Annotated in this window: 24 protein-coding genes, 1 pseudogene and 1 CRISPR repeat array; all 25 genes and pseudogenes read left to right on the top strand. The window is 42.6% G+C overall.

The window, feature by feature from the left end; translation table 11 throughout:
* The first annotated feature begins 471 nt into the window (after positions 1 to 471).
* The 25 genes and pseudogenes from cas6 (at position 472) to cas2 (TT12_RS13870) (ending at position 20,068) form a co-directional block, all read left to right on the top strand.
* Positions 472 to 1,692, top strand: a complete 1,221-nt coding sequence (cas6, locus tag TT12_RS13985; RefSeq protein WP_045455987.1) for a CRISPR system precrRNA processing endoribonuclease RAMP protein Cas6 — start codon at positions 472 to 474, stop codon at positions 1,690 to 1,692.
* Positions 1,693 to 1,787: 95 nt separating this feature from the next.
* A complete protein-coding gene (locus tag TT12_RS17925) occupies positions 1,788 to 2,381 on the top strand; it encodes a hypothetical protein (RefSeq protein WP_243443739.1) in 594 nt (197 codons plus the stop codon).
* 41 nt (positions 2,382 to 2,422) lie between these two features.
* Positions 2,423 to 2,629: a hypothetical protein gene (locus TT12_RS13975; RefSeq protein ID WP_207804101.1), complete on the top strand. Its 207-nt coding sequence runs from the start codon at positions 2,423 to 2,425 to the stop codon at positions 2,627 to 2,629.
* 129 nt (positions 2,630 to 2,758) lie between these two features.
* The gene (locus tag TT12_RS13970; RefSeq protein WP_045455985.1) at positions 2,759 to 2,944 is read left to right on the top strand and encodes a hypothetical protein; all 186 of its coding nucleotides are present in this window, start codon (positions 2,759 to 2,761) and stop codon (positions 2,942 to 2,944) included.
* On the top strand, positions 2,941 to 3,261 hold the full coding sequence (locus TT12_RS13965; protein ID WP_045455983.1) for a hypothetical protein: 321 nt from the start codon (positions 2,941 to 2,943) through the stop codon (positions 3,259 to 3,261). Before TT12_RS13970 ends, TT12_RS13965 begins: the two co-directional genes overlap by 4 nt.
* 53 nt (positions 3,262 to 3,314) lie before the next feature.
* Positions 3,315 to 3,833 carry a GreA/GreB family elongation factor gene (locus TT12_RS13960; protein WP_045455980.1) on the top strand — a complete coding sequence of 173 codons (519 nt, stop codon included), beginning with the start codon at positions 3,315 to 3,317 and terminating at the stop codon, positions 3,831 to 3,833.
* 128 nt (positions 3,834 to 3,961) lie between these two features.
* On the top strand, positions 3,962 to 4,591 hold the full coding sequence (locus TT12_RS13955) for a hypothetical protein (RefSeq protein WP_243443738.1): 630 nt from the start codon (positions 3,962 to 3,964) through the stop codon (positions 4,589 to 4,591).
* A 62-nt stretch (positions 4,592 to 4,653) separates the two neighbouring features.
* Positions 4,654 to 5,859 carry a Card1-like endonuclease domain-containing protein gene (locus tag TT12_RS13950; RefSeq protein ID WP_045455976.1) on the top strand — a complete coding sequence of 402 codons (1,206 nt, stop codon included), beginning with the start codon at positions 4,654 to 4,656 and terminating at the stop codon, positions 5,857 to 5,859.
* A gap of 208 nt (positions 5,860 to 6,067) precedes the next feature.
* Positions 6,068 to 6,244, top strand: coding sequence for a hypothetical protein (locus TT12_RS17920; RefSeq protein WP_243443737.1), 177 nt, complete (start codon positions 6,068 to 6,070; stop codon positions 6,242 to 6,244).
* Complete coding sequence (gene csm6 / locus TT12_RS13945; protein WP_045455974.1) at positions 6,244 to 7,104, top strand: CRISPR-associated ring nuclease Csm6; 861 nt, start codon at positions 6,244 to 6,246, stop codon at positions 7,102 to 7,104. The genes TT12_RS17920 and csm6 overlap by 1 nt, the downstream gene beginning before the upstream one ends.
* Positions 7,105 to 7,209: 105 nt before the next feature.
* On the top strand, positions 7,210 to 7,713 hold the full coding sequence (locus tag TT12_RS13940) for a hypothetical protein (protein WP_045455973.1): 504 nt from the start codon (positions 7,210 to 7,212) through the stop codon (positions 7,711 to 7,713).
* Between the two features lie 71 nt (positions 7,714 to 7,784).
* Positions 7,785 to 8,354, top strand: a complete 570-nt coding sequence (locus tag TT12_RS13935; RefSeq protein ID WP_045455972.1) for a hypothetical protein — start codon at positions 7,785 to 7,787, stop codon at positions 8,352 to 8,354.
* Positions 8,355 to 8,401: 47 nt separating this feature from the next.
* Positions 8,402 to 9,658: a type III-B CRISPR module RAMP protein Cmr1 gene (gene cmr1 / locus TT12_RS13930; protein WP_045455971.1), complete on the top strand. Its 1,257-nt coding sequence runs from the start codon at positions 8,402 to 8,404 to the stop codon at positions 9,656 to 9,658.
* A gap of 28 nt (positions 9,659 to 9,686) precedes the next feature.
* Positions 9,687 to 11,603 carry a type III-B CRISPR-associated protein Cas10/Cmr2 gene (gene cas10 / locus TT12_RS13925; RefSeq protein ID WP_045455970.1) on the top strand — a complete coding sequence of 639 codons (1,917 nt, stop codon included), beginning with the start codon at positions 9,687 to 9,689 and terminating at the stop codon, positions 11,601 to 11,603.
* A gap of 10 nt (positions 11,604 to 11,613) precedes the next feature.
* Positions 11,614 to 12,867, top strand: a complete 1,254-nt coding sequence (locus TT12_RS13920) for a type III-B CRISPR module-associated Cmr3 family protein (RefSeq protein WP_201604922.1) — start codon at positions 11,614 to 11,616, stop codon at positions 12,865 to 12,867.
* A 56-nt stretch (positions 12,868 to 12,923) separates the two neighbouring features.
* Entirely contained in the window at positions 12,924 to 13,808 is an 885-nt protein-coding gene (gene cmr4, locus TT12_RS13915; protein WP_045455969.1) for a type III-B CRISPR module RAMP protein Cmr4, read from the top strand.
* Positions 13,783 to 14,195, top strand: a pseudogene (gene cmr5, locus TT12_RS17915) (type III-B CRISPR module-associated protein Cmr5). Before cmr4 ends, cmr5 begins: the two are co-directional and overlap by 26 nt.
* 3 nt (positions 14,196 to 14,198) lie before the next feature.
* Positions 14,199 to 15,299 (top strand): type III-B CRISPR module RAMP protein Cmr6, encoded by a 1,101-nt coding sequence (gene cmr6 / locus TT12_RS13905; RefSeq protein WP_201604924.1) that lies wholly within the window; start codon positions 14,199 to 14,201, stop codon positions 15,297 to 15,299.
* A gap of 981 nt (positions 15,300 to 16,280) precedes the next feature.
* Positions 16,281 to 17,039, top strand: a complete 759-nt coding sequence (locus TT12_RS13900; RefSeq protein WP_045455968.1) for a hypothetical protein — start codon at positions 16,281 to 16,283, stop codon at positions 17,037 to 17,039.
* The gene (locus TT12_RS13895) at positions 17,027 to 17,212 is read left to right on the top strand and encodes a hypothetical protein (RefSeq protein ID WP_045455967.1); all 186 of its coding nucleotides are present in this window, start codon (positions 17,027 to 17,029) and stop codon (positions 17,210 to 17,212) included. The genes TT12_RS13900 and TT12_RS13895 overlap by 13 nt, the downstream gene beginning before the upstream one ends.
* Positions 17,213 to 17,280: 68 nt before the next feature.
* A complete protein-coding gene (locus TT12_RS13890; protein ID WP_201604926.1) occupies positions 17,281 to 18,048 on the top strand; it encodes an alpha-ketoglutarate-dependent dioxygenase AlkB family protein in 768 nt (255 codons plus the stop codon).
* A gap of 152 nt (positions 18,049 to 18,200) precedes the next feature.
* Positions 18,201 to 18,488, top strand: coding sequence for a CRISPR-associated endonuclease Cas2 (cas2, locus tag TT12_RS13885; RefSeq protein ID WP_045455966.1), 288 nt, complete (start codon positions 18,201 to 18,203; stop codon positions 18,486 to 18,488).
* Between the two features lie 20 nt (positions 18,489 to 18,508).
* Positions 18,509 to 19,210, top strand: coding sequence for a CRISPR-associated endonuclease Cas1 (locus TT12_RS13880; protein WP_045455965.1), 702 nt, complete (start codon positions 18,509 to 18,511; stop codon positions 19,208 to 19,210).
* Positions 19,173 to 19,691 (top strand): CRISPR-associated endonuclease Cas1, encoded by a 519-nt coding sequence (gene cas1 / locus TT12_RS15790; RefSeq protein ID WP_207804102.1) that lies wholly within the window; start codon positions 19,173 to 19,175, stop codon positions 19,689 to 19,691. Before TT12_RS13880 ends, cas1 begins: the two co-directional genes overlap by 38 nt.
* Positions 19,692 to 19,774: 83 nt before the next feature.
* Positions 19,775 to 20,068 carry a CRISPR-associated endonuclease Cas2 gene (cas2, locus tag TT12_RS13870; RefSeq protein ID WP_201604928.1) on the top strand — a complete coding sequence of 98 codons (294 nt, stop codon included), beginning with the start codon at positions 19,775 to 19,777 and terminating at the stop codon, positions 20,066 to 20,068.
* Positions 20,069 to 20,401: 333 nt separating this feature from the next.
* A CRISPR array of direct repeats spans positions 20,402 to 20,714; the repeat unit is 36 nt; unit sequence GTCTGAACCGCTCCTTGATTTCTAAGGGATTAAGAC.
* Positions 20,715 to 20,916 lie beyond the last annotated feature (202 nt).

Genomic DNA, 20,916 nt, shown 5'->3' with positions numbered 1-20,916 from the left:
GACTGTACAATTATTTTTATTACCAATAAAATCAAATACTTACAAATAGTAATTTAACCAACAAAAGTCAGTATAAAAAGTTGGTGTTTTTTTAATCAATTTTTAACCGAAATTTGTATAAATAATAACCAATTATACGCCTGAAACATTAAATAGTAACCGTTATCTTCATCAAATAATGTCTGAAACCGTCCCTCATTATCAGGGAATAACCATTTAAGGTTACTCTATGTATGGTAGTAGATGTCTCTAATCCGTGCAACTGTTAATTAGTATCATCGCTTATTTAGTTTGTCTACTGCCGTCGTTTGGCAAGATTTAGCCATTTTTAGCCCATTTAGAGGACTATCGATTGAATTGAGGACACGCCCTAGTATTTTATGGCTATATTTAGCTAAACTATGGTTTAGATTTGATATAGTCTCATGCCTATTATTGCTTTTAATACTTCATTTGTATTTGGATTCATACATGCACACCTACCCTGCATCATCGACAGCTGGTTTAAATACATCAAACTTAACCACCCTTTACTTTACGGTGCGCCAAGATGACACGCTAAAAATGCCCGAGCATTCAGGATCAATGCTGCGCGGTGCATTTGGTGTTGCATTGCGCTCATTAACCTGTATTACAGACTTACCTGAGTGCAAGGCCTGCCCATTAAAACAGCACTGCAAGTTCCCTCGGCTCTTTGAGGTACCAGCATTGCAGCTGTCTGGTGTGCAAGCGGTGAACCCTTATGTCATACATGTGCCCATTAAGTATCAAGCGCCCCGCCCCTCTATCGAAAAGCCTGACGATGACCACTCTTATCCTGCCACAGATAAAACTTCGAAAGGGCTACATTCTAAAATGGCAGGTTCAAAAGCAGTAAATATCAGTGAGACAAGTACAAAAAACATAAGCCCAGCCGTCAATTACAAAGCAACCGTTAATCACCAGATAGCCATGACGTATAAGACAGGCGATGTATGGCAGTTTGGTATGACCGTAATGGGTGCAGCAGTGGCTGAAACCACATTGATTGTGCAAGCATGGAAGATGGCACTTGCGACAGGGCTAGGTGCTCGGGTGCCTTATTCTAGCGCCACGCTCCTACAGGCTAACTGCGACGGTAAGACGCTGTATTCACAGGCTCAATCACCATCTACTCAAAAGAGCGCACCCATAAATGACATCGCTTTACACCCACACCGCTTGTTCGACTCCGCTAGCCTTGACTCACAGGTAACCTCAGCAGATGACACTATTCAGCTGACGATGCATTTTTTGACGCCATTTCGCTATCAGCAAAACAACCGGATTGTCTCTCACCCAGAGAGCCTCGATAGCACGACTTTTATTGCCTCACTATATAACCGTATCCGCTTATGCCAAGACAATCATAGCCCCAAACACAATTGGGAAATTGGCTATGACTCTTATCATCACTTCAAAGAAGATATTGAGACATTGACGATAGCAGTCGACATCACCGCCAACCGTGTCTCACGACGCTCTAATCGTCAACAGCGCAAGATGCAGCTCTATGGCCTACAAGGAGACATACACCTAATAGGCGATCGTCACATACTACATCGTCTCTTGCCAGCATTACAACTGGGTGAAAGGCTACATATTGGCAAAAACACTACCATGGGATTAGGTCAATATCAACTAAAGCTCACGACAGTAGACACCCTCGAATAGCAATATTCAATTACCCACCACAAGCTTGCTGCTTTCCTCACTCCTACTCTCAATGATGTCTAATAGGCCCTACCAACTAGGGCGTAGAGGACATCATGATGACAGTAACCACAATATGTTCTTTCGCTCACCAATCAGCAGCTGAGCAATTAACACATATTGAGCAGCAGCTAAATAACCACTTTAAAATCCATGGCCGTGATGGCACAGCCTCTCATAACGATACGCTAAGCGTATTGGCTGAACTGCTAGGACAGCACTGTCATCTTTCTAGTATGACCGCTCTGTTGTTTTCTATCATACAGTCGCCTGCACTCCTCAAAACGATTGCAGCGCGCTCTTACTGGCATGGCAATGGATTTTTAAAAGTAGTGCTGCTTGACCAAGGTTATAAGCTGCGTTTGCACATCTGGTTTGCAGGCACCTCTTGCGAAGAAAACATTCATAGCCATCGTTGGGGTTTTGCATCTCATGTACTGACAGGATCGCTAAAGAGCGAACTGTGGGCAGATGCTGCGAACGATGACCTAGCCACGATATCTTTTGGTGCAGATGCAAACATAGACATAGCATCAACCGATAGCCATGCGCCAACACTACTATCAGATGAATATCTGTACACCGCAAAGCATCAAACAGACAAATCCCAAATACCAGCTCATAAGCAGTACGTGGTACAACTCGCCTAAACAAGCTGCAGAACGTCACACAAACGGCTGGGGCAAGCTATGTGATGACATCTGATCAACTGCACCGTATCAACCATCCTGGTGAGGAGCTGGTAGCAACGATTATTTGCACTGCACCTACGCAGGTCTTGACCAATCGTCTATTTCCAACCATCGCCAATCCTAAGCTGCATCCAACAAACCTATCGGCCGACGCGCTAAAGCAGGCACTGGTTTGCTACTTACATCAGCAGTACCTAGCAGCATAACTCTTCAATCCTAACATCCGAACCCAAAAGCCATCAGCATGCATCGCTCTTACATAGGCGTTGTTGCGATAGCTATTGCAATAGCTACGTTTATCATTTTTTTGTATTTTTATTATTGAGAGAGACTATATGACAGACTCCAATCACACCATGAAGATTGATAATGCCCTATTAAAAGCGTTGTGTTACACCGATCAAATCAAGCGGGCAACCAATGTCAGTTTCTGTTTAGAACAAGAACAACAAAGCCTCTATCGTTTGCGCCAGCGTCTGCTTAACACTCTAAAGCCTTTGTCACCAGAGCAAGCTACTTGACCCTATACGACTGTCTATTTCGCCATGTCAGTATGGCGTTACTGAACCAAGGGTATCAAATCACCCACCAGCAACCTCATCAAACCTTACGCCGTATCGTAAGACAAAACGCACCCGACACTCGAGTGCAACAAATGATTGAGCATAGACATACGCTCAAAAAAACTGTATGTGCGCTCATTTGCAAAGATGCGGTTGCCACTCTCACCAAATTACTGAACGACTATGACATTCGAGATGCACAAGCTTGTCAAACATACTGTCTTTTGCCTTTACAACGTATAGTTATCTCATCAGCAAAAAGCTCTTCTGTTTAACACTCAGAGCTTTTACCAAACCACTTAAAGCATATAGCGCATAGGAGCGACACATGACCCAATCGACCACTATTTACATGACGACGACGGGCTTTGACAGATTGAAAGCCCTATTGACTCGTAAAAAGCAAGAGTACGCCGATGTACGTGATCATCGACAGGTAGCTTTTGAGATGTCGGGTGATGGCTGGCACGACAACCCTGAGTTCAATCGTCAGCAGCAGCTAGAGGCGAATCTGAACCATGCCGTAAAAGAACTAACCGAAAGGTTGCAGCATGCAAGGCCTGTCAATATAGATCCAAACAACCGTCCTACTAACCATGTAGCGATTGGCTCTTTGGTTAGCATCACTCGCTGGAACCTAAACAACGTTGCCAATGATAAAGGCATTCGTGAAACTTGGGAAATCGTTGGCTTTGATGAGACAGATATTGAGGCCGCTAAGATCGGCTATAACGCGCCGCTGGCAAAATCTATTATCGGATTGCAGGCAGGAGAGGTCTCAGAAGAGCTCATACTTGGCAGTCAAGCGTGGGAGATAGAAGTCACTGCCATTCATTCTGGCTCATGACAGCACAGTTTGCTAAAAAACGATGGATATCACCATAACAGATAAAGATGAGGAGTCAGAATGTATATCGCTATTGAAGGCTTAAAGGCACTGGTAAGAGCACATTTCTAGAAATGCTCCTACCTTATTTGACGGCACATTTTGACTCAACACAGCATCGTATTGCTACATTACGTCCGACCAAACCCATGCCTGAAGACCATCATCTAGAACGTGAATTTTATAAACATCAAAACAATGATGATTACCTCCGACTGCTATACGCTGCTCGGTCTAACTACCACGCATCACGTACAGACTGGAATGCTGATCTAATCATTAGTGACAGGAGCATACTGACGAGCCTAGCTGTCAGATGGCAAAACACTAAGAAAGAACACATGACTCCTAGCCAGCATTACAAGCAAGTGCGTGCTCAAGAAGATGCCATAGCGATACCAGATATCATAATACAGCTTGATGCTCCTGATACTATCCTGCTAGATCGATATATTAAGAGAGATAGACAATATGGGCAACATGAAGAAAGCCTAGAGTCTGTCATGAATATGAGAAGCAGCTATACACAGTTGTACGAATGGTTAAGTGCTGATCAAACCGTTCTATTATTGGGCAAATCCATACCGATATATTGCTATGACACAGCAAAACTGAGCGTACAAACTATATGTCAAAATATTATTGACGCTATAGAACAAATTTTCGCTAATATTAATAGTGAATCTTTAGCAAAAAAACCGTATAGTTTAGTCCACTAAAAAAACTATCCTGTCTTACCCCAGTATTTAAAAGACATTTAACCATATAAAAAGGCAGATATTTGAAAACTTTATTTGTAACTGCGACTGCACAGACCGAAGCGAACTACTATCTTATTTGGCATTTGTTTAAAGAAAACAACACTGATATCAAGAAGATAGTCATCATTAGTACCGAATTCACTCGTACTAAAGGCTACGTAGACAATCTGACCAGTGTGTTGACCGCACTACAAGTTGGCTCTGAGACTTCGCCTGTAACGATAGAAGAACTGCATTTACAAAACGGTATTGAAGAGAACAATGTAGAGGCGATAAAAGACGTATTGCTACAGTGGCTTGCTCATAATAAAGCGTCGCAAATCATATTCAACATTACCGGTGGCACTAAACTAATGAGTATCGCCCAAGACCAGATTGCACAAATCAGTAGTCGCTATGATTGTGTTTATCAAAGTCGAGCCAATAACCAATTGGTTTGGTATAACCGTCCCCCTAACAAGCAATGCTATGACTTAGTACTGCCCGAAAATCTTGAAGCCCGTCTCAAAGCACGAGGTTACCAAGCGGTCAGTGCTGAAACCTCGTTTTTAGACCTGCCAGCGCAGCAGTATCATTATATCAATCAAATCTATCAGTACATGAAAGCTGACTTTGATAAAGCGCAAAGCTTAGTGTTATTGCTCAATGCTTTGACCGCAGGTTTGATGAAACAGCCTGAGCATAGCTTCCCGCAGACGGTCACGGTACAAGACAGCAACCTACTCAAAAAATGCATCACTTGGCTCAAACTGCTCGCACAAGCGCCGCAGCCCTACTTCAGTTATGACAGTCTGGCTGGCACTATTACTTGGGAAGACAAACAAGCCGTTGAGTTCGTTGGTGGTAAGTGGTTCGAAGTGCTCACAGGGCTCTGGATTGTTCAGCACTATATCGCACAGCAGCAGCAAGTCGATGTACAGATTGGCTTACAGTTCAAAAAAACCAGTGATGGCAATGAAGTCGATGTGGCGTATATCAACTCAGGTTACTTGCATTTGTTTGAATGCAAAACGGTTAACTGGGATAGGCAAGACAACCCTACTACCAAAGTCAATGCCGACTTACGCAAGTTTGATTCTGTCGGACAAGTCGGCGGGCTCAATACACACAAGTATTTTGTGAGCTTGTTCGATATCTCTGACAAGTCACTTGCCGTTGCTCAAGATACAGGCGTCAAAGTCATCATGGGCAAACAGCTCTTAGATTTTGGTCGTTATATCGCTTGATGATTTTTTGATAGCGGCATTGTGAGATATCACAAGCTTGTGACACTGCCACAAATATCACAAATGAAGTAAACTTTAAATCATCGAATTTATAGAGAGACGTTTATGTCACGCAATATCTTGTTTTTAGTTACTGGTATGACCCCGCAAATCATTACTGGAAACTATTTGGGCACTTGCTTGTGATCAAGATTCAACTGATACGTGGGTGCCTGATGAGGTGCATGTACTGAGTACACAAGATGGTCTCAACCAAATCCGTAAACGCTTGTTTGAAGATGGTGTGTTTGCGCAGTTTAAGCGTGACTATCCAATCTTAGAACAGACGAAATTTGATCCTGCTAATCATCTACATGTGATTACTGATCAAATGGTAAGCCTTTGATGGATCTAAAAACGCCTGAGGAAAACGAGCGTTCAGCAGATATTATCTGTGAAATGGTTAAAGGTTTTACCAGTATGGATGATACCAGCGTACATGTTTCTATCGCAGGAGGACGTAAAACAATGGGCTTTTATGCAGGCTATGCTTTGTCGCTATATGGACGTGCGCAAGACTCACTGTCTCATGTCTTAGTACAGTCAGAATTTGAAAAAGCCGTAAACTTCTTTTATCCCACACCTAAGGAACACTTAGTTTCTGATCGTGATTCTAAAGTCGTTGGCGATGCTCAAGAGGCTCAAGTATGGCTTGCCAAAATTCCATTTGTGAGAATGCATGAAGCCATCTTACCTAAACATCAGCTTAAAAAAGAAGACAGTTTTAGTGAAGTGGTGCAAAAAATAAATGAGTCGTATGAAGACATTACTTTAGAGCTTAATACGTTTAGTAGAAAAGCTATTATCAATGACAAGTTCGTTATAAACAACTTACCACCACGCGAATGGGCATTCCTAAACTGGTTTGCAGATAGACGCAAAGAAGGTAAAGGTGGCGTTATCGCCCCAAGCAAAAACAGCAATGAAAAAAGCAGCAATGATGGTCAAGACGAATATATTCAAGAACTCACTGAAGAGTTTTTTGATTACTACTATGACCATAAAAACGATGAAAATGAGAACTTAGAGGTCAGTGTGGACAAAAAGTTTTTTCAAGGTGCAAAGTCTCGATTGCAAACGGCTCTAAAAGAGGCATTGGGTATTGAGCTGGCAGCAAAACTTGATATCACTTCAGATGCTGGGAAAGGCTCTCCCTTTCAACTTCGCATAGCACCGCAAGCCATTACCATTAACGATATGTCATAGTAGGCACTTAAAGGTCACAAGCTTGCCGTGTCAGTTTTACAGACTAAAACACGATATATTTAATGTCATCAGCTATTCAACACTCAGCACCTTAGGAGAATACCCATGGCACTACCTGTTATCGCTATTAGTCAAACCGTCGCTATCGCCGCCTTAAAAGAAGGCCTTAGCTTGTGCCAATCTATTATGGAATATCGTCTAGCCACTCAGCAAATTGAATTGCAGCGTGATCGTATGCACATTGAGGCCAATGCCGTGATGCAACAGCTTGATTATGAACATAAAGCTAAGTTAGATAAGCTAAACGCTATCGCTCATGCGCATAAAATCACTTTGACTGATTTCACACAATCAAGTGCTAATAGTGTAAAAATGATTGATCAGTGTCAGGTACAGATTCAACAGTGCTTAAATATGATTACTTCAACCACTATAGCTGAGGACCTGAAGATACATATGATGACTACTGTATCTCAGCTATCGCAACAGCAGGCACAGTTGATTGACAGCCATATACAAAACTCACGAGCTCCTATCAATGCTTTTGCCATGATGTTAGACGGTCTACGTGACAGTAATCAACCACGCACTTTTACTGATGTCAGCTAATAATATCGCCTGCAATGTTTGAGATTAGTTGATAACGCGATCTATATTAATTGGTGATTAAGGAGAAGTATATGTATTGGGTCATTGGTGCGGTTGCTGTTGTAGGTGTTGTCGCTTGGTTGAATGGCGAAGAAGAGCGTGCTTGTGCAAATTACCATGCATCCAGTCATAGGCTTTCTACAGAGACTCGTCAGCGTCAACAACAAATAGCTGAACGACGTGCCAATTATGCAAAGAATCAAGACTTCTACGAGCATATTGAGCTGCATCATGCCTCTCACCTTACCGCTGATGCTCTGTACAAAGAGCTCGATAATCATAAAAAGATTGTCGATATATTCAGACGTAAGCAACAGTCTTTTGGTCAATGTATTGCTGAGCTCAAAAAGCAGCGTGATACTGCGAAAGGTAGTCACAAACAAGCTATCAGAGAACAGCTCCAGCAAATGCGAGAGCAGTTCAATGAAGCTAAAAACTATCTGGTTATGTTGGCAGAACAAAAAGAAAACCAGCTGACTGATATTCGCCAGATAAATCAGGCAACACGTGAGTATAAGCTATATATCCGCGATCACTGTGGTCAAAAGGGTCGCGACTGGTATGAGCGTGGTGTCGAGCGCACAAGACTGCGCTCTGCATAAATAAAATCTACTTTATTAAGGTATAAAATAATGAATAAGGACGACTTATGATAAGAACACCAGATATTGACATTCCTGATCTATCGACGATTGTAGAGCGCAAAGAATACTCTGAATGGCATTGTCTGTTATGCCAACTTATGACGCCTATGTATGGCGGCGGAGTACTTTCGAACACAGTAGATAAAAATATGCCGATACGCGTGAGTGGCATTCGCGGTCAACTACGGTTTTGGTGGCGATTATTAGCAAAACACAAATGGCAGTTGGGTGATGATACAGCTATTCAGAAACAAGAGTTTGCTTTATGGGGCGGTATGGGGGATGACGGTCAAGCCAGCAAGGTGTTTTTAAGAGTCAATAACTTTAGGAAATTACAAATAGAAGCATGGGCGGAATATGAACCTCATCATCAAGGTGGCTATAAATCAATTCCTACTGCTAAAACGTGGGCAAAAGCACCTTATGCATTATTCCCTGCACAAGGTAAAAAGCCGGGATTACGTGATTCCGAACCTCCGCATGAGTTAGCCAAGCCAGGGCTGACTTGGGAACTACAATTTAAGTTTGACAGTAAACTTAACAGCCGTCAGCAACAGCAAGTTATTGATACTTTACGTTGGTGGGCGAATTTTGGTGGCATTGGTGCCAGAACACGTCGTGGTCTCGGTAGCGTACAAGTAATCAGCTCTAATGACTTCGATGAAATCATGCAGCCATTGAGTGCAGACGATATCACATCTGCAGGCTGTCAATTAGTTACTAACCAATCATATCTGTCTGATGCTATAGCAGCATGGACCAATAGTGTCGATAAGATGCAAAAGTTCCGCCAAGGTATTAATATTGGTCGTAATCCAGGAGCCGTGCGCCCTGGTCGTAGTCTTTGGCCCGAGCCTGATGCCATAAGACGAATTACAGGTAAACACTTAAGAACACCTGAAAAAAATCATGCGCCTGTACATGCTGCAGGCAATATATTCCCGAGAGCGATGTTTGGCTTGCCCATTATTTTTCACTTCGTAGGAGCCGGTGAACCACAGGATACGACGTTAAATCTTAACAATGCAGAGCGAATGAGTAGCCCTATAATATTGCGTGCTTATTTTAATGGTACAGAATGGCTATCAAGCGCCCTCCTCACTCCTTATAAGACACCTGATGAGATGCAACTTAAAACCATTAATAACCAAACAGCCGAGGTATGGGCACAAGGAGCCGATCAACGCATCCTTCCTATTGAAGATAATGGTGGTGGCAACCCATTAGAGGCTTTTATGACCTTTTTTGCTAAAAAACCTTAATTAGAATAAGAATAAATGAGAGCAAGCAATGAAAAAATATGTCTTATTATTGTCTGTTGGTCCCGTACAAAGCTTTATCGCTTCTGCACGTACCAGTCGTGACTTATGGAGTGGCTCTTGGTTGCTATCAGAAATTGCAAAAGCAGTTGCCAAGATGCTCAAAGAAAACCAAGCTGAACTTGTATTCCCTTATGTCACAGATGACACTTTGTTAAAAGCAGATAGTGATTTTTCTGTAGGTAATAAAATCCAAGTCGTAGTCAGTGCTGATAACGTGGATACTATTAAATTTTTAGCAAAACAAGCCATTGACGCGGCACAGGCTCGCTTTACAGAGGAAGCCTTAAAAGCGCGTCGTGAGCTAGAAAAAAAGGAAAAGGAAGGGGATGGCTTACGTGAAAATATATGGGCAGCTCAAATAAATGACTATGTCGAAGTGCAGTCGTCTTGGGCAGCAATTGTAGGTGATGATAAAAATGCCTATCAACGTGCCAGCGAACGAGCGGCACAAGCATTGGCAGCTCGTAAGGCAACTAGAGACTTTATGCCCTCACTTGCAAAAAATGCCTATGACAACGCTTATATGATTCCTAAGTCTTCATTAGATGGAGCACATGAAACTGTACTTCCAAGCGAAAAGAGAAAACTAAGGCATATAAGACAGCAGCTTCGCCTATCTGATTCTGAACAGTTAGATACGGTCGGTATCGTAAAAAGACTAGCAGGTAATCCTGATCAATTCACTCCTTTTACTCGAGTTACTGCTAATGCTTGGATAGATCGCTTAACAGATAATGAGCTTAAAGCTATCAATACTGCTTATACAAAGCTGGTCAAACATGGCGTAGCCACTAATGTTAGAGGCAATAAAGGAGAGGACAGTCAATCCATCTACCATAAGCTGCCTTTTGATGCACAGATGCTCTATCCTTCTCGTATTGATGCAGAAATCCTTCAAATAGAGCGTGCTATCAATATAGAGGGTGATCACGACCTTCTTCAAGCGCGAAATGTGCTAGAAGATCTCAGAGACTCTACTTTAAAAGATGTCTGGAAGCGTATTGGTCTGCCTAGCAGCTATGGCGTCTTATTACTCGCTGATGGCGACAAAATGGGCGTACTGTTAGATCATGCCGATACGCTCTCCCACCATCAAGCCATTACCGAAGCCTTATCTACATTTGCAGGCGCAGTGGCTAACACTATGCGTGAGTTCAATGGCCATACTATTTACGCTGGCGGGGATGACGTATTAGGGTTTGTGCCTTTACATGAAGCACGCCTATGCGCTGAAGCATTAAGTGTTTTATTTAACAATTGTTTATCAGAAGTTGCTGACGAACTAAAAACTGACACCCCTACATTATCAGTCGGTTTAGCGATTGCTCATATTATGACGCCTCTTGGACAAATTCGAGAGCTTGCTAAGCAAGCAGAAGCAATAGCTAAAGGCGATGCTTTGGCCGATAAAGAAACCCGTAATGCATTGGGTATTACCTTATCTGTACGTTCAGGTTCAATAAGTGACATGCGTATTAGATGGGATAATAAAGAAGCGCTCAAGCAATTCGACGATTGGGTAAAGGCATATGGCGTCATAGGTGAAGAGAGACAGCTGCCAAGCCGTATCGCCTATGATATACGTGAGATATATTTGCGCACTAACTTCCCAACACTATCCTCAAAATCTAACAAGGCTGGCAAGTTAGATTCCTCAAATCTACAAGTAGATATAGATTTGCTAAAAAATATTCGTAAAGCTGAATTTAAACGTATGTTAAATAGCGCACGTACTACAGATGGCAACATCATTCCTGATGTTATAAAAGCTCAACTCAATACAAGATTAGAGCATTTAGATGGCGATTTAGAAAAACTATCTACGGAACTTATCATCGCACGTTGGGTGGCAATGCAAACTGAAAAAGATATTGGCAAACATTAAGGTAGCAGACATGAAATCAATGAATTATTACATTATCGATGCCCTAGCGCCTTTAGTATTCCGCTCTGGAAAACCATTTGGCTCGCAAGCTGCTGCAAGCGATGCCAATATTCCACTGCCTTCAAGTTCTGCTGGACTGATGCGTAGTCAATATATGCATAGCCAACAGATTGAGCTGACGGAATCTGGCGAGCAAAATAGAGGAACGCTCAAAAAAGAGCATTACGAAAAGCTACTGAATATGACAACCTTTGGTAATCTTTTAGTAAGGTTTCCGATTGATTATCCAGAAGATTTTACAGTCTTGGTTCCTAGACCTAGTAATGCCATATACCTAAAAGAAAAACTTGATGTTAAAGGTGATAAATCACAACCTGCAAAGACCATCTTAGTACGCTTAGCGCCTGCTATTGACTCTCACGATGATAGTGAATGTGGCACTGACTTACCAAATGGCTTGCAATTGATTCAAATGACTCAAAATTTAAAAGGCAAACCACAAAAAGGGGCTAATTTTTGGTGCTTAGATGATTTTATGACATGGCAGGCCGGTAAAGACTTGGCATTTGAAACAGTTTCAAAAAATGGTCTAGAGAGCATACCGATTGATGTGCGTACTCATGTTGCTATTAATGATACCTGTCTGTCAGCTGAAGATAGTCAGCTATTTCAAACCGCAGGACTGGACATGAATGCCAAAGTCCAACCCCACCATGCTGGGTGGGATGAAAATCAACTTGGGTTCTTAACAGGTATTACAGAAAATATTGATATCGCCAATCCCTTGTCACAGCAGCCGGATACGTTAGTGAGATTTGGCGGTGAAGGACGATTATCGAAAATAGTAACGGTCACTAATGAAGCCACTACCTTACTAGCGCCACCCATTAAGCTCAACAAACACATCAAAAATGCTGGCGGTATTTGTGTAACTTTACTGACGCCTGCGATATTTTCGGCAGGGTATCTCCCTGCTTGGTTAGATGAAAACACACTAGAAGGTATATTTCCTCATAGCAGCACACGCGTGCGCCTCAAAGCTGCAGCAGTAGATCGTTGGCAGCCTGTATCAGGATGGGACTTACAACAATACAAACCTAAAGCCATGCGTAAGGCGACTCCCGCTGGCTCAGTCTATTGGTTTGAGCTACTTGATGATACCTGTGATATTGAGAACGCTTGGCTAATGCCGTTAAGTGATGACAGACAGGATCAACGTGATGGCTTCGGCGTAGCAACCATTCATCCGTGGCAACAAGTATAAGCTCTCTTTTAACACCCTACATTTATACTCATATTTATATTCATAAGGATTTACCCATGCTGTCTCGTATCTTTCATTTACATGCCTTATCTGCTCTGCACGTCGGTACCGGTCAAGGTATTGGCGTCGTCGATTTACCTATTGCCCGTGCTACAGCCACTAATCTTCCTATCGTTGCAGGTTCCGCACTAAAAGGTGTGTTGCGTGACGAGAAAAGTAAGCTTGGCTTAGATGATAAGCAAGTGACCACTTTATTCGGTCCTGATAATACCATCGAAATCAGTCATGCCGGAGCGCTTGCCTTTGGAGATGCACATCTACTGATATTACCGATTCGTTCATTCTCAGGTACAACCGCTTTTGCTACTTGTCCATTTGTATTGCGTCAATATGCTCGAGACTTAGGATTATCCGTTACTATTCCTAATCTATCTGATAGTGCTGGCGTGGTTGAAGCTAGTAAGTTATTGATTGGCACTACCCAGCAAGTTGCTTTAGAAGACCTTGATATTCAAGCCAATCATAACGGTACTATTGGAACTTGGGCTGAAACTATTGCCAAGCAGCTATACCCTGAGTCCGCAATGGATAGCGAGGCATGGCAGGCTGAATTCAAATCACGCTTTATTGTGCTCCCTGATAACATCTTTTCATTTTTAGCAGATACTGCAACCGAAGTGCGCACTCGTATTCGTATTGACAATGACACTCGCACCATAAAAGCAGGCGCATTATGGTCAGAGGAAAACTTGCCAGCAGAGTCCATACTTTGGGGCGTAATGGGCATTGGTAATGCCAAAGACACCAGTAAACAAACTGCACAGCAGCTATCAGAATTATTATCCAAAAACGAACTGATGATACAAGTGGGTGGTAAGCATACTGTCGGGCGTGGACTATGTCGCTTTATCTTAAATGACTCATCAAGCACGCAGGCATAAGGGGATTATTATGATTCGTACTCAAAAGTATGCTCAGCTGGCTTATCCATTGGTTACAAGTGTTAAAGATCAACCAATAGAAGCGAAATACCGTACGCTGGCATTAACCTTCCCTGCTATGATAATGCAATCAGGCTCGCACAAGCCATAGGATTCTTGATGGCAAAGGGCAATGAAGAGCATAATCTTATGCTTACTCATATTGCCACTCTGCTTAACTGTCCAAATAATGATGCTATGCATCAGGCCATTTTAAGCTCTGATTTGACTAAGTATCAGCTACTAACTCGTAATGCTTTAGAGGCAACGTCATGGCTCAAGCGCTATACCCAAGCCTTGTTGGAAAAAGAAAGTGCTCATAATATTAATACCACCAATGGGGAATAACCTATGCAGTTAATGAGAGAAAACTTACGCCCACTCATGCATAGTCTTACCACTGCTCACGCAGGGCTATTAATACAGCGTGCTCTACCTGTCTGGGAGGACGGAGAAAAGCCACAAAAACAAGCCTTGGTACAGACTATTGCCGCTGTTAAGCCAGACGATATCTATAACTTAGCATTTAAGCGTTGGCTTAAGCTCACTACCGAGAGCAATGACTTTGCCACCGTGGTTGCCACACTTAATGGACGACTATTCACTGGACTGCCTCTTGGTGGTACGTTGGATACTGGGGTCAGCACGCACCATACCTATGGTATGCCATTGTTGGCAGGCTCGAGTATCAAAGGTGCGGTACGCAGCTATGCTCAGTCTATCGGCATTGACGCCAAAGTGATCACAGTCTTGTTCGGCGCTGACGATGATACCGCACCTAATGCGGGTTACTTAACATGGCATGATGCCTGGTGGGTACCGAATACCAGTATCCAAACGCCTTTTGTAAAAGAAATAGTTACCGTCCATCATCAACAGTATTATAACGGTACTAAGCAACAAGCAGATGATACCGAAAGCCCAACACCTAACGTACAAACCGCAGTACAAGGTAGCTTTTACTTTGCGATAGAAGGCGTACACGCTTGGGTTGAGTATGCTAAACAGTTATTATCTAATACACTGATTGAGCAAGGCTTAGGCTCTAAAACAGCATCAGGTTATGGCTACTTTATTAAAGATGACATCCTCAGTGGCAAGATAGATTCGCTATATCAGAGCATCTTGATAGACATAGAAAAAGCAAGCGTAGCACAGCAGTTTAACGAAACGGTTGGCCAAGCCTCTTCCGACTATGAAGCAACCTTATTACGGCAGATTCATAATGAAACATGGAGAGTGAGCAATGATACGATAAAGACCAACTTTACTACAGCCATCCCTGACTGGTTAGATAAGCTTGAAGCTGCTTCGGCAGAAACAAAATGCGTCCACTTGCTCATTGAAATAGCCAAAATTCATTATGCTAAGCAAATGAAACAACCGTCCAAAGCTAAAGACAATCAAAGGGCTTGGATCGAGCGTTTATTGGCTTTAAAAAATATAAATTAACTCATTAGTTCTTTACGGCTTTAAGCTATAGGATTGTGGCGTAACTGTTGCAATCCTATAACCTATCATCTACTATGACACTGTCACTTTTCATTAATTGACCCCTGACCTATTCAGGGCGTTTCAGACATTATCTGATGAAGATAACGGCGACTATTTAACGTTCTAGACGTATAATTGATTATTATTTATACAAATCTTGGTTAAAAATTGGTTCAAAAAACACCAACTTTTTTACTTAACTTTTGTTGTCTAAATACCTAATTGTAAGTATTTGATTTTATTAATAATAAAAATAATTGTACAGTCTGAACCGCTCCCTGATTTCTAAGGGATTAAGACTTATGTATTCAGCTATACTCGACTTAATGTGTTGTCTGAACCGCTCCCTGATTTCTAAGGATTAAGACACAATGATGACCCGGTGCTCATCAGGACGGTCAGTCTGAACCGCTCCCTGATTTCTAAGGTGAGAAGCGTTAAAAAATTGCATGTCAATTTTAGCTTCGCAAGAGAATTTACATTTTCGTAAATTCTATCAAGCTGGCTACAACGGTCTGAACAGAAAATCTCAGATTTTCTCTTACGTCAGGGCAAAGTACTACTTTGCTGATCCCTTCCTTATCCCTGATTTCTAAGGTGAGAAGCGTCAAAAATTGCATGCCAATTTTAGCTTCGCAAGAGAATTTACATTTTCGTAAATTCTATCAAGCTGGCTACAACGGTCTGAACAGAATTCCTTAAATGGAATTTTCTGGAGGATTGGTAATCATGAGAGACACTCACCCGAAGCGCAAGGCGCAGAGCTATGCTCGAGCAAGATGTTAAACAATTGCATGCAAGCACATACAAAACAAAACACCACCTTGATAGGTGGTGTTTTGTTTTTGGAATACAGATTGTCACAAGCTTGTCATTCTACTAGCATCACTCTCCTCTCCTCCATAATGGGCACATCAACCGCCCAGTGGAGAGATACCGATGATCGCATGTAACCAAGTAAATAAGTCTCAAGTTAGCAACACGCAAGCAGACAATACTCAACACTTGGCACAGCAAGTATCTGCTGCTGCAGAACAGCTTCAACGCCACGGGTTCGGTCGCTACTATAATGCCATGGTAGGCACTTACGTGTCTGGAGTATATAAAACGCTGCCTTACGCGACCTTTGCTCAAGTCACCAACCGCGCAAGGAAGCCTTTGAACTCAATTGAGCAGGCTGTGACCTATACGACCTTATACGGTAAAAGCCATTTTGATCGCTTCTCTAACGTGATAGGTCAGATCATGGGACGTAACAAACGCACCAATGCGGTTACTAAAACCGTCAATATTGTCGATTATGGCTGCGGACAGGGCATGGCGAGCTTGGCGCTATTAAGTTATCTTGAGACGTATGTAAACTGCGAGAACTTTACGCTGAACTTTCATCTCATTGAGCCGTCACGCACCACACTAGATCTCGCGGTGCTATTGGTGACTAAAATGTCATCACGTTTCGCGGCTAACATCACGATCCATCAGTACCACAAGGATTTGGCAGGTTTTTTAGCGGTAGATAGCCATGCGCTTACGCCAGCAGATTATTCACTGCATCTGTTTTCTAACGTGCTAGACATCGCCCAAGTGCAACAGTCGATACCTATGCTATCTACCTATCTACAAAGTATTGAGGGCAAGCAGATGGTTATCGCAGTGGCCCACAGTATTCAAACAACTATGAGGGTTTGCAGCAGCTAAAGCATTCATTAGGTAATGTGACCATCAAACAAGACATCGCTGACTTCTCTGTTGAGAGTGAGATATACTCAGTGACCAACAATCATTGGCAGCACTCTCGCTCTCGTGGTGTGATGATGGGACTGTGCTTCAAAAACGCCCTATCGGATAACAGCTTCAAAGTGGCCGCTTAGCTATTTGGGGTTTAGCGTTTGGTAATGACAATATGACTCAGAGTCAGTATTCATTAGGAGAGTGAGACATGGACTTATTTGACACCTTGCACACAGACAGTGCCGCACCATCTTTATCAACACTGATTCATGATGGCAAATTCATGCAGTCAGATTACCCTGCGCACATTCATGCTGATGGTAAAGGGGTTGTGATTGATGTGCCAGATGGCAGGATTTACTACGCCCCATATTATTTTGATAACGCATTTTGTGATGAGACGCTAGAGACGCTATTAGCCTGTGACGATATCGATCATATGACCCATGATTGGCACCAAGAGCATGATATTGACCAATTGCCGTTTGAAAATATCCATTGGCAACATGACAGTGTCAGTATGTTTGGTAAAATCTATGACTTACCCAGACTATCGGCATGGTATGGCGACAATAATAAACCCTACACCTACTCTGGCATTACGCTACAACCAAAAGCTTGGAATACGGTATTGCTGAGCCTACGGGACGCGCTCATACCCATATGCAAAAGAACCTTTAACAGTGTCTTGTTAAACTGGTATCGCTCAGGTGAGGATCACATCAGCTGGCATACTGACGCTGAGCCTGAGCTTGGCAAAAACCCGATTATCGCTTCTGTGAATTTTGGTGCCAGCCGGCGGTTTTTGTTGCGCCGAAAGGAAGAACACAGTATCAAGCTTGAGATACCCTTGCATCATGGCAGTGTGCTCGTGATGGCAGGCGCGCTGCAGCATCACTGGCAGCATAGTATACCGAAGCAAAAAAAGATAAAACAAAATCGTGTCAATCTAACCTTTCGTACCATTCATGTTTAGCTAGGTATGGCTGATTTTCTATGCAGCTCAATGGTAGTACAACTCAGTGGCAGTAAGGCTTGGTGACAATAGCGCTTAGTGTCACCATACGCTGCTGCTGATATAAATGATGATACGGATAACAACATAAATAACGATATGGATATCGAGCGATGCAGCAGAAACACTATTTGGTGGGCTATGACATCAGCGAGCCAAAAAGACAGGCCGTCGTACGCTACCATGTTAAAAGCCATACTTCATCGGGGCAAAAATCTGCTTATGAGTGTCCTCTGACGCCCAGCAGTAAGCAGCATCTCTCTGAATTTGCCCTCAGCAAGATTGAAGCCAGCGACTCCTTTTTTATTCTAAAAACCATCCGTACCTACTGGTCACAAGTAGCCGAGCACAATCAGCTACTACCCAATGCCGCCGTAGTCGATCACTTTTATCTTGGATAAATGTCTTTGGAGGTTGTGTCATGCAAAATATCGTCATTGATAAAAAAGGTTGCCAGCTTTATGCTGAGCGAGACATACTGATGGTCAAGCATACCAGCTTGGCCAAAACATTAAGCATTCCATTTGCGCAAATACAGAGTCTGACTATTACCAGTCAAGTCGACCTAAGCAGTCATCTGTTAACCCGCCTTGCAGAGCATAATGTGAGTTTCTGCGTCTTACCCAGTAGTCGTACCGGCAAGGCTTGTTTTTTGTTGGGTAGCTGGCATGCAGGGATCGAGCGCCGACAAGCTCAATATGATGTTGTCAATCGAGACACCGCCAAGAGCTATTGGGCGGCCACGTTAGTGCGCTTAAAGCTCCATCAACAAGCCAGCACGCTAAACACGTTACAGCAGCACCGTGATTCAGGCTTGGTCACATCAACTTTACAATCGACATCTTCGCAAGCAAGGTTTTTACAAGCAGAGCCTTTACAAACGCCCTCTACCACACTGACAGGCATTCATAAAATAAAAAGCTTACGAGATAAATTCCGTAAGTATCATTATTCCACGACCAGTCCGACCAATCACGCATCGGGTTGCGCCACAGACACTCATACGCCCATGCCCATATCTGCTTACGATTGCTATATGCCGCAATATCCAGTGGCCAGCATACTAGGCACAGAAGGCATCGGATCTGCCATTTACTTTAAGTGCTATCAACGTTTTTTTTGACGAAAAATGGCAATTTACTGATCGTAATAGACGCCCACCCAAAGACCCTATCAATGTGGTGTTGTCATTGTCTTACACCCTGCTACAGCACCTCTGCCAACAAGCGGTATACAGCATCGGGTTCGACCCCTATCATGGCGTACTACATAGTCCAAGCTATGGCAGGCAATCACTGGCTTGTGATTTTGCAGAGCTACAACGTGGTGCCATTGATTTATGGGTTTGGGAGTTGTTTGAACAAGAGACTCTCACGCTTGATGACTTTAGTATGTCTGATAAAAGCAGTTACCCGTGCGAGTTATTAAAGTCTGGACGTGCCAAATATTACAAAGCCTTTGCAGCTATTCGTGCCCGCTTAAGTAAAGACGCACTCAGTCATGCGTGGCTATGGCAGCGCCGATTGGCTCGTCATCATGCTACCAATAAAACTGAAACCAAAAAGCAAACCTTAGCGTTTGTGAGTCAGTTGCCAGAAGTATAACGGTCGTTGATTAAAAAATACCATTCGCGTTAAAGGCTATACATCGCTTATTACTCTGCTGTTTCTAACTTATAAAGGCCACTATGATGACAAAAACATGCTTTGTTATTGCCTACGATATTAGTAACCATAAAAGACTACAGCGGTTGCACCGACTGGTGAGTAACCAGTTTTTGCAATTACAATACTCCGTCTACTATGGCGTGATGACGCGCAAAGGTATGGATACCTTTATCATAGCGATGCAAAAAATCATTCACCCCACTGATGATGATCTGCGCATTTATGAGGTCGAGCCACTAGAGCATGCGTTTGTGATTGGTAAGCAAAGCGATGACATTATGCTGTTTAGCGAGATAGGCGAACTCAAGCGATAGCTTTCAATAAATAGCCTTTCAAGCCAATGGCTCATCATCAATGCGTTATACGAGCAGCATCTCGTTTCTTATCTTGCACTTATCATGCACATCTATTACTATAATACCGTGAGCTTCAACACTCACACCCTACGCAATTAGGGACGGTTTTCAGACATTATCTGGTGAAGATAACGGCAGCTATTTAACGTTTTGGACGTATAATTGGTTATTATTTATACAAATTTTGATTAAAAATTGGTTAAAAAAACACCAACTTTTTATATCGACTTTTGTTGGTTAAATTACTATCTGTAAGTATTTGATTTTATTTATAATAAAAATAATTGTACAGTCTGAACCGCTCCTTGATTTCTAAGGGATTAAGACAAATTCTTATGTTCAATCCAACTAGGAGAAATTGTCTGAACCGCTCCTTGATTTCTAAGGGATTAAGACCTAATAGCTTGTCCAATAATATCTTCTTTATTAGTCTGAACCGCTCCTTGATTTCTAAGGGATTAAGACACCATGAAACATAATGACTATGGCGATTTAGATAGGTCTGAACCGCTCCTTGATTTCTAAGGGATTAAGACATGACTTATCTAACGTGTCTGCATTACCGTTTGTCTGAACCGCTCCTTGATTTCTAAGGGATTAAGACCTAAATCTTTTACTGAAGCCGTTAAACTTTGAGTCTGAACCGCTCCCTGATTTCTAAGGATTAAGACTGTATCTAGAGTATTCATTGTAGAATATTCTTGGTCTGAACCGCTCCCTGATTTCTAAGGATTAAGACATAGTATAGTAGATGAACATAGAAAGAAGTATGAGTCTGAACCGCTCCCTGATTTCTAAGGATTAAG

The organism is Psychrobacter sp. JCM 18903, assembly GCF_000586475.1.
GTDB lineage: Bacteria > Pseudomonadota > Gammaproteobacteria > Pseudomonadales > Moraxellaceae > Psychrobacter.
Note: the sequence above shows the minus strand (reverse complement) of the source record. Positions and strands in the feature narration are given on the sequence as shown.

Coding starts and splice junctions, on each gene's coding strand:
- TT12_RS13880 (WP_045455965.1), top strand. CDS start 18,509: ATGCAAAATATCGTCATTGATAAAAAAGGTTGCCAGCTTTATGCTGAG.
- cas2 (WP_201604928.1), top strand. CDS start 19,775: ATGATGACAAAAACATGCTTTGTTATTGCCTACGATATTAGTAACCAT.
- TT12_RS13890 (WP_201604926.1), top strand. CDS start 17,281: ATGGACTTATTTGACACCTTGCACACAGACAGTGCCGCACCATCTTTA.
- cas2 (WP_045455966.1), top strand. CDS start 18,201: ATGCAGCAGAAACACTATTTGGTGGGCTATGACATCAGCGAGCCAAAA.
- TT12_RS17925 (WP_243443739.1), top strand. CDS start 1,788: ATGATGACAGTAACCACAATATGTTCTTTCGCTCACCAATCAGCAGCT.
- TT12_RS13935 (WP_045455972.1), top strand. CDS start 7,785: ATGTATTGGGTCATTGGTGCGGTTGCTGTTGTAGGTGTTGTCGCTTGG.
- TT12_RS13960 (WP_045455980.1), top strand. CDS start 3,315: ATGACCCAATCGACCACTATTTACATGACGACGACGGGCTTTGACAGA.
- cmr1 (WP_045455971.1), top strand. CDS start 8,402: ATGATAAGAACACCAGATATTGACATTCCTGATCTATCGACGATTGTA.
- cas6 (WP_045455987.1), top strand. CDS start 472: ATGCACACCTACCCTGCATCATCGACAGCTGGTTTAAATACATCAAAC.
- TT12_RS13920 (WP_201604922.1), top strand. CDS start 11,614: ATGAAATCAATGAATTATTACATTATCGATGCCCTAGCGCCTTTAGTA.
- TT12_RS13970 (WP_045455985.1), top strand. CDS start 2,759: ATGACAGACTCCAATCACACCATGAAGATTGATAATGCCCTATTAAAA.
- csm6 (WP_045455974.1), top strand. CDS start 6,244: ATGGATCTAAAAACGCCTGAGGAAAACGAGCGTTCAGCAGATATTATC.
- TT12_RS13900 (WP_045455968.1), top strand. CDS start 16,281: ATGATCGCATGTAACCAAGTAAATAAGTCTCAAGTTAGCAACACGCAA.
- cmr6 (WP_201604924.1), top strand. CDS start 14,199: ATGCAGTTAATGAGAGAAAACTTACGCCCACTCATGCATAGTCTTACC.
- TT12_RS13940 (WP_045455973.1), top strand. CDS start 7,210: ATGGCACTACCTGTTATCGCTATTAGTCAAACCGTCGCTATCGCCGCC.
- cas10 (WP_045455970.1), top strand. CDS start 9,687: ATGAAAAAATATGTCTTATTATTGTCTGTTGGTCCCGTACAAAGCTTT.
- cmr4 (WP_045455969.1), top strand. CDS start 12,924: ATGCTGTCTCGTATCTTTCATTTACATGCCTTATCTGCTCTGCACGTC.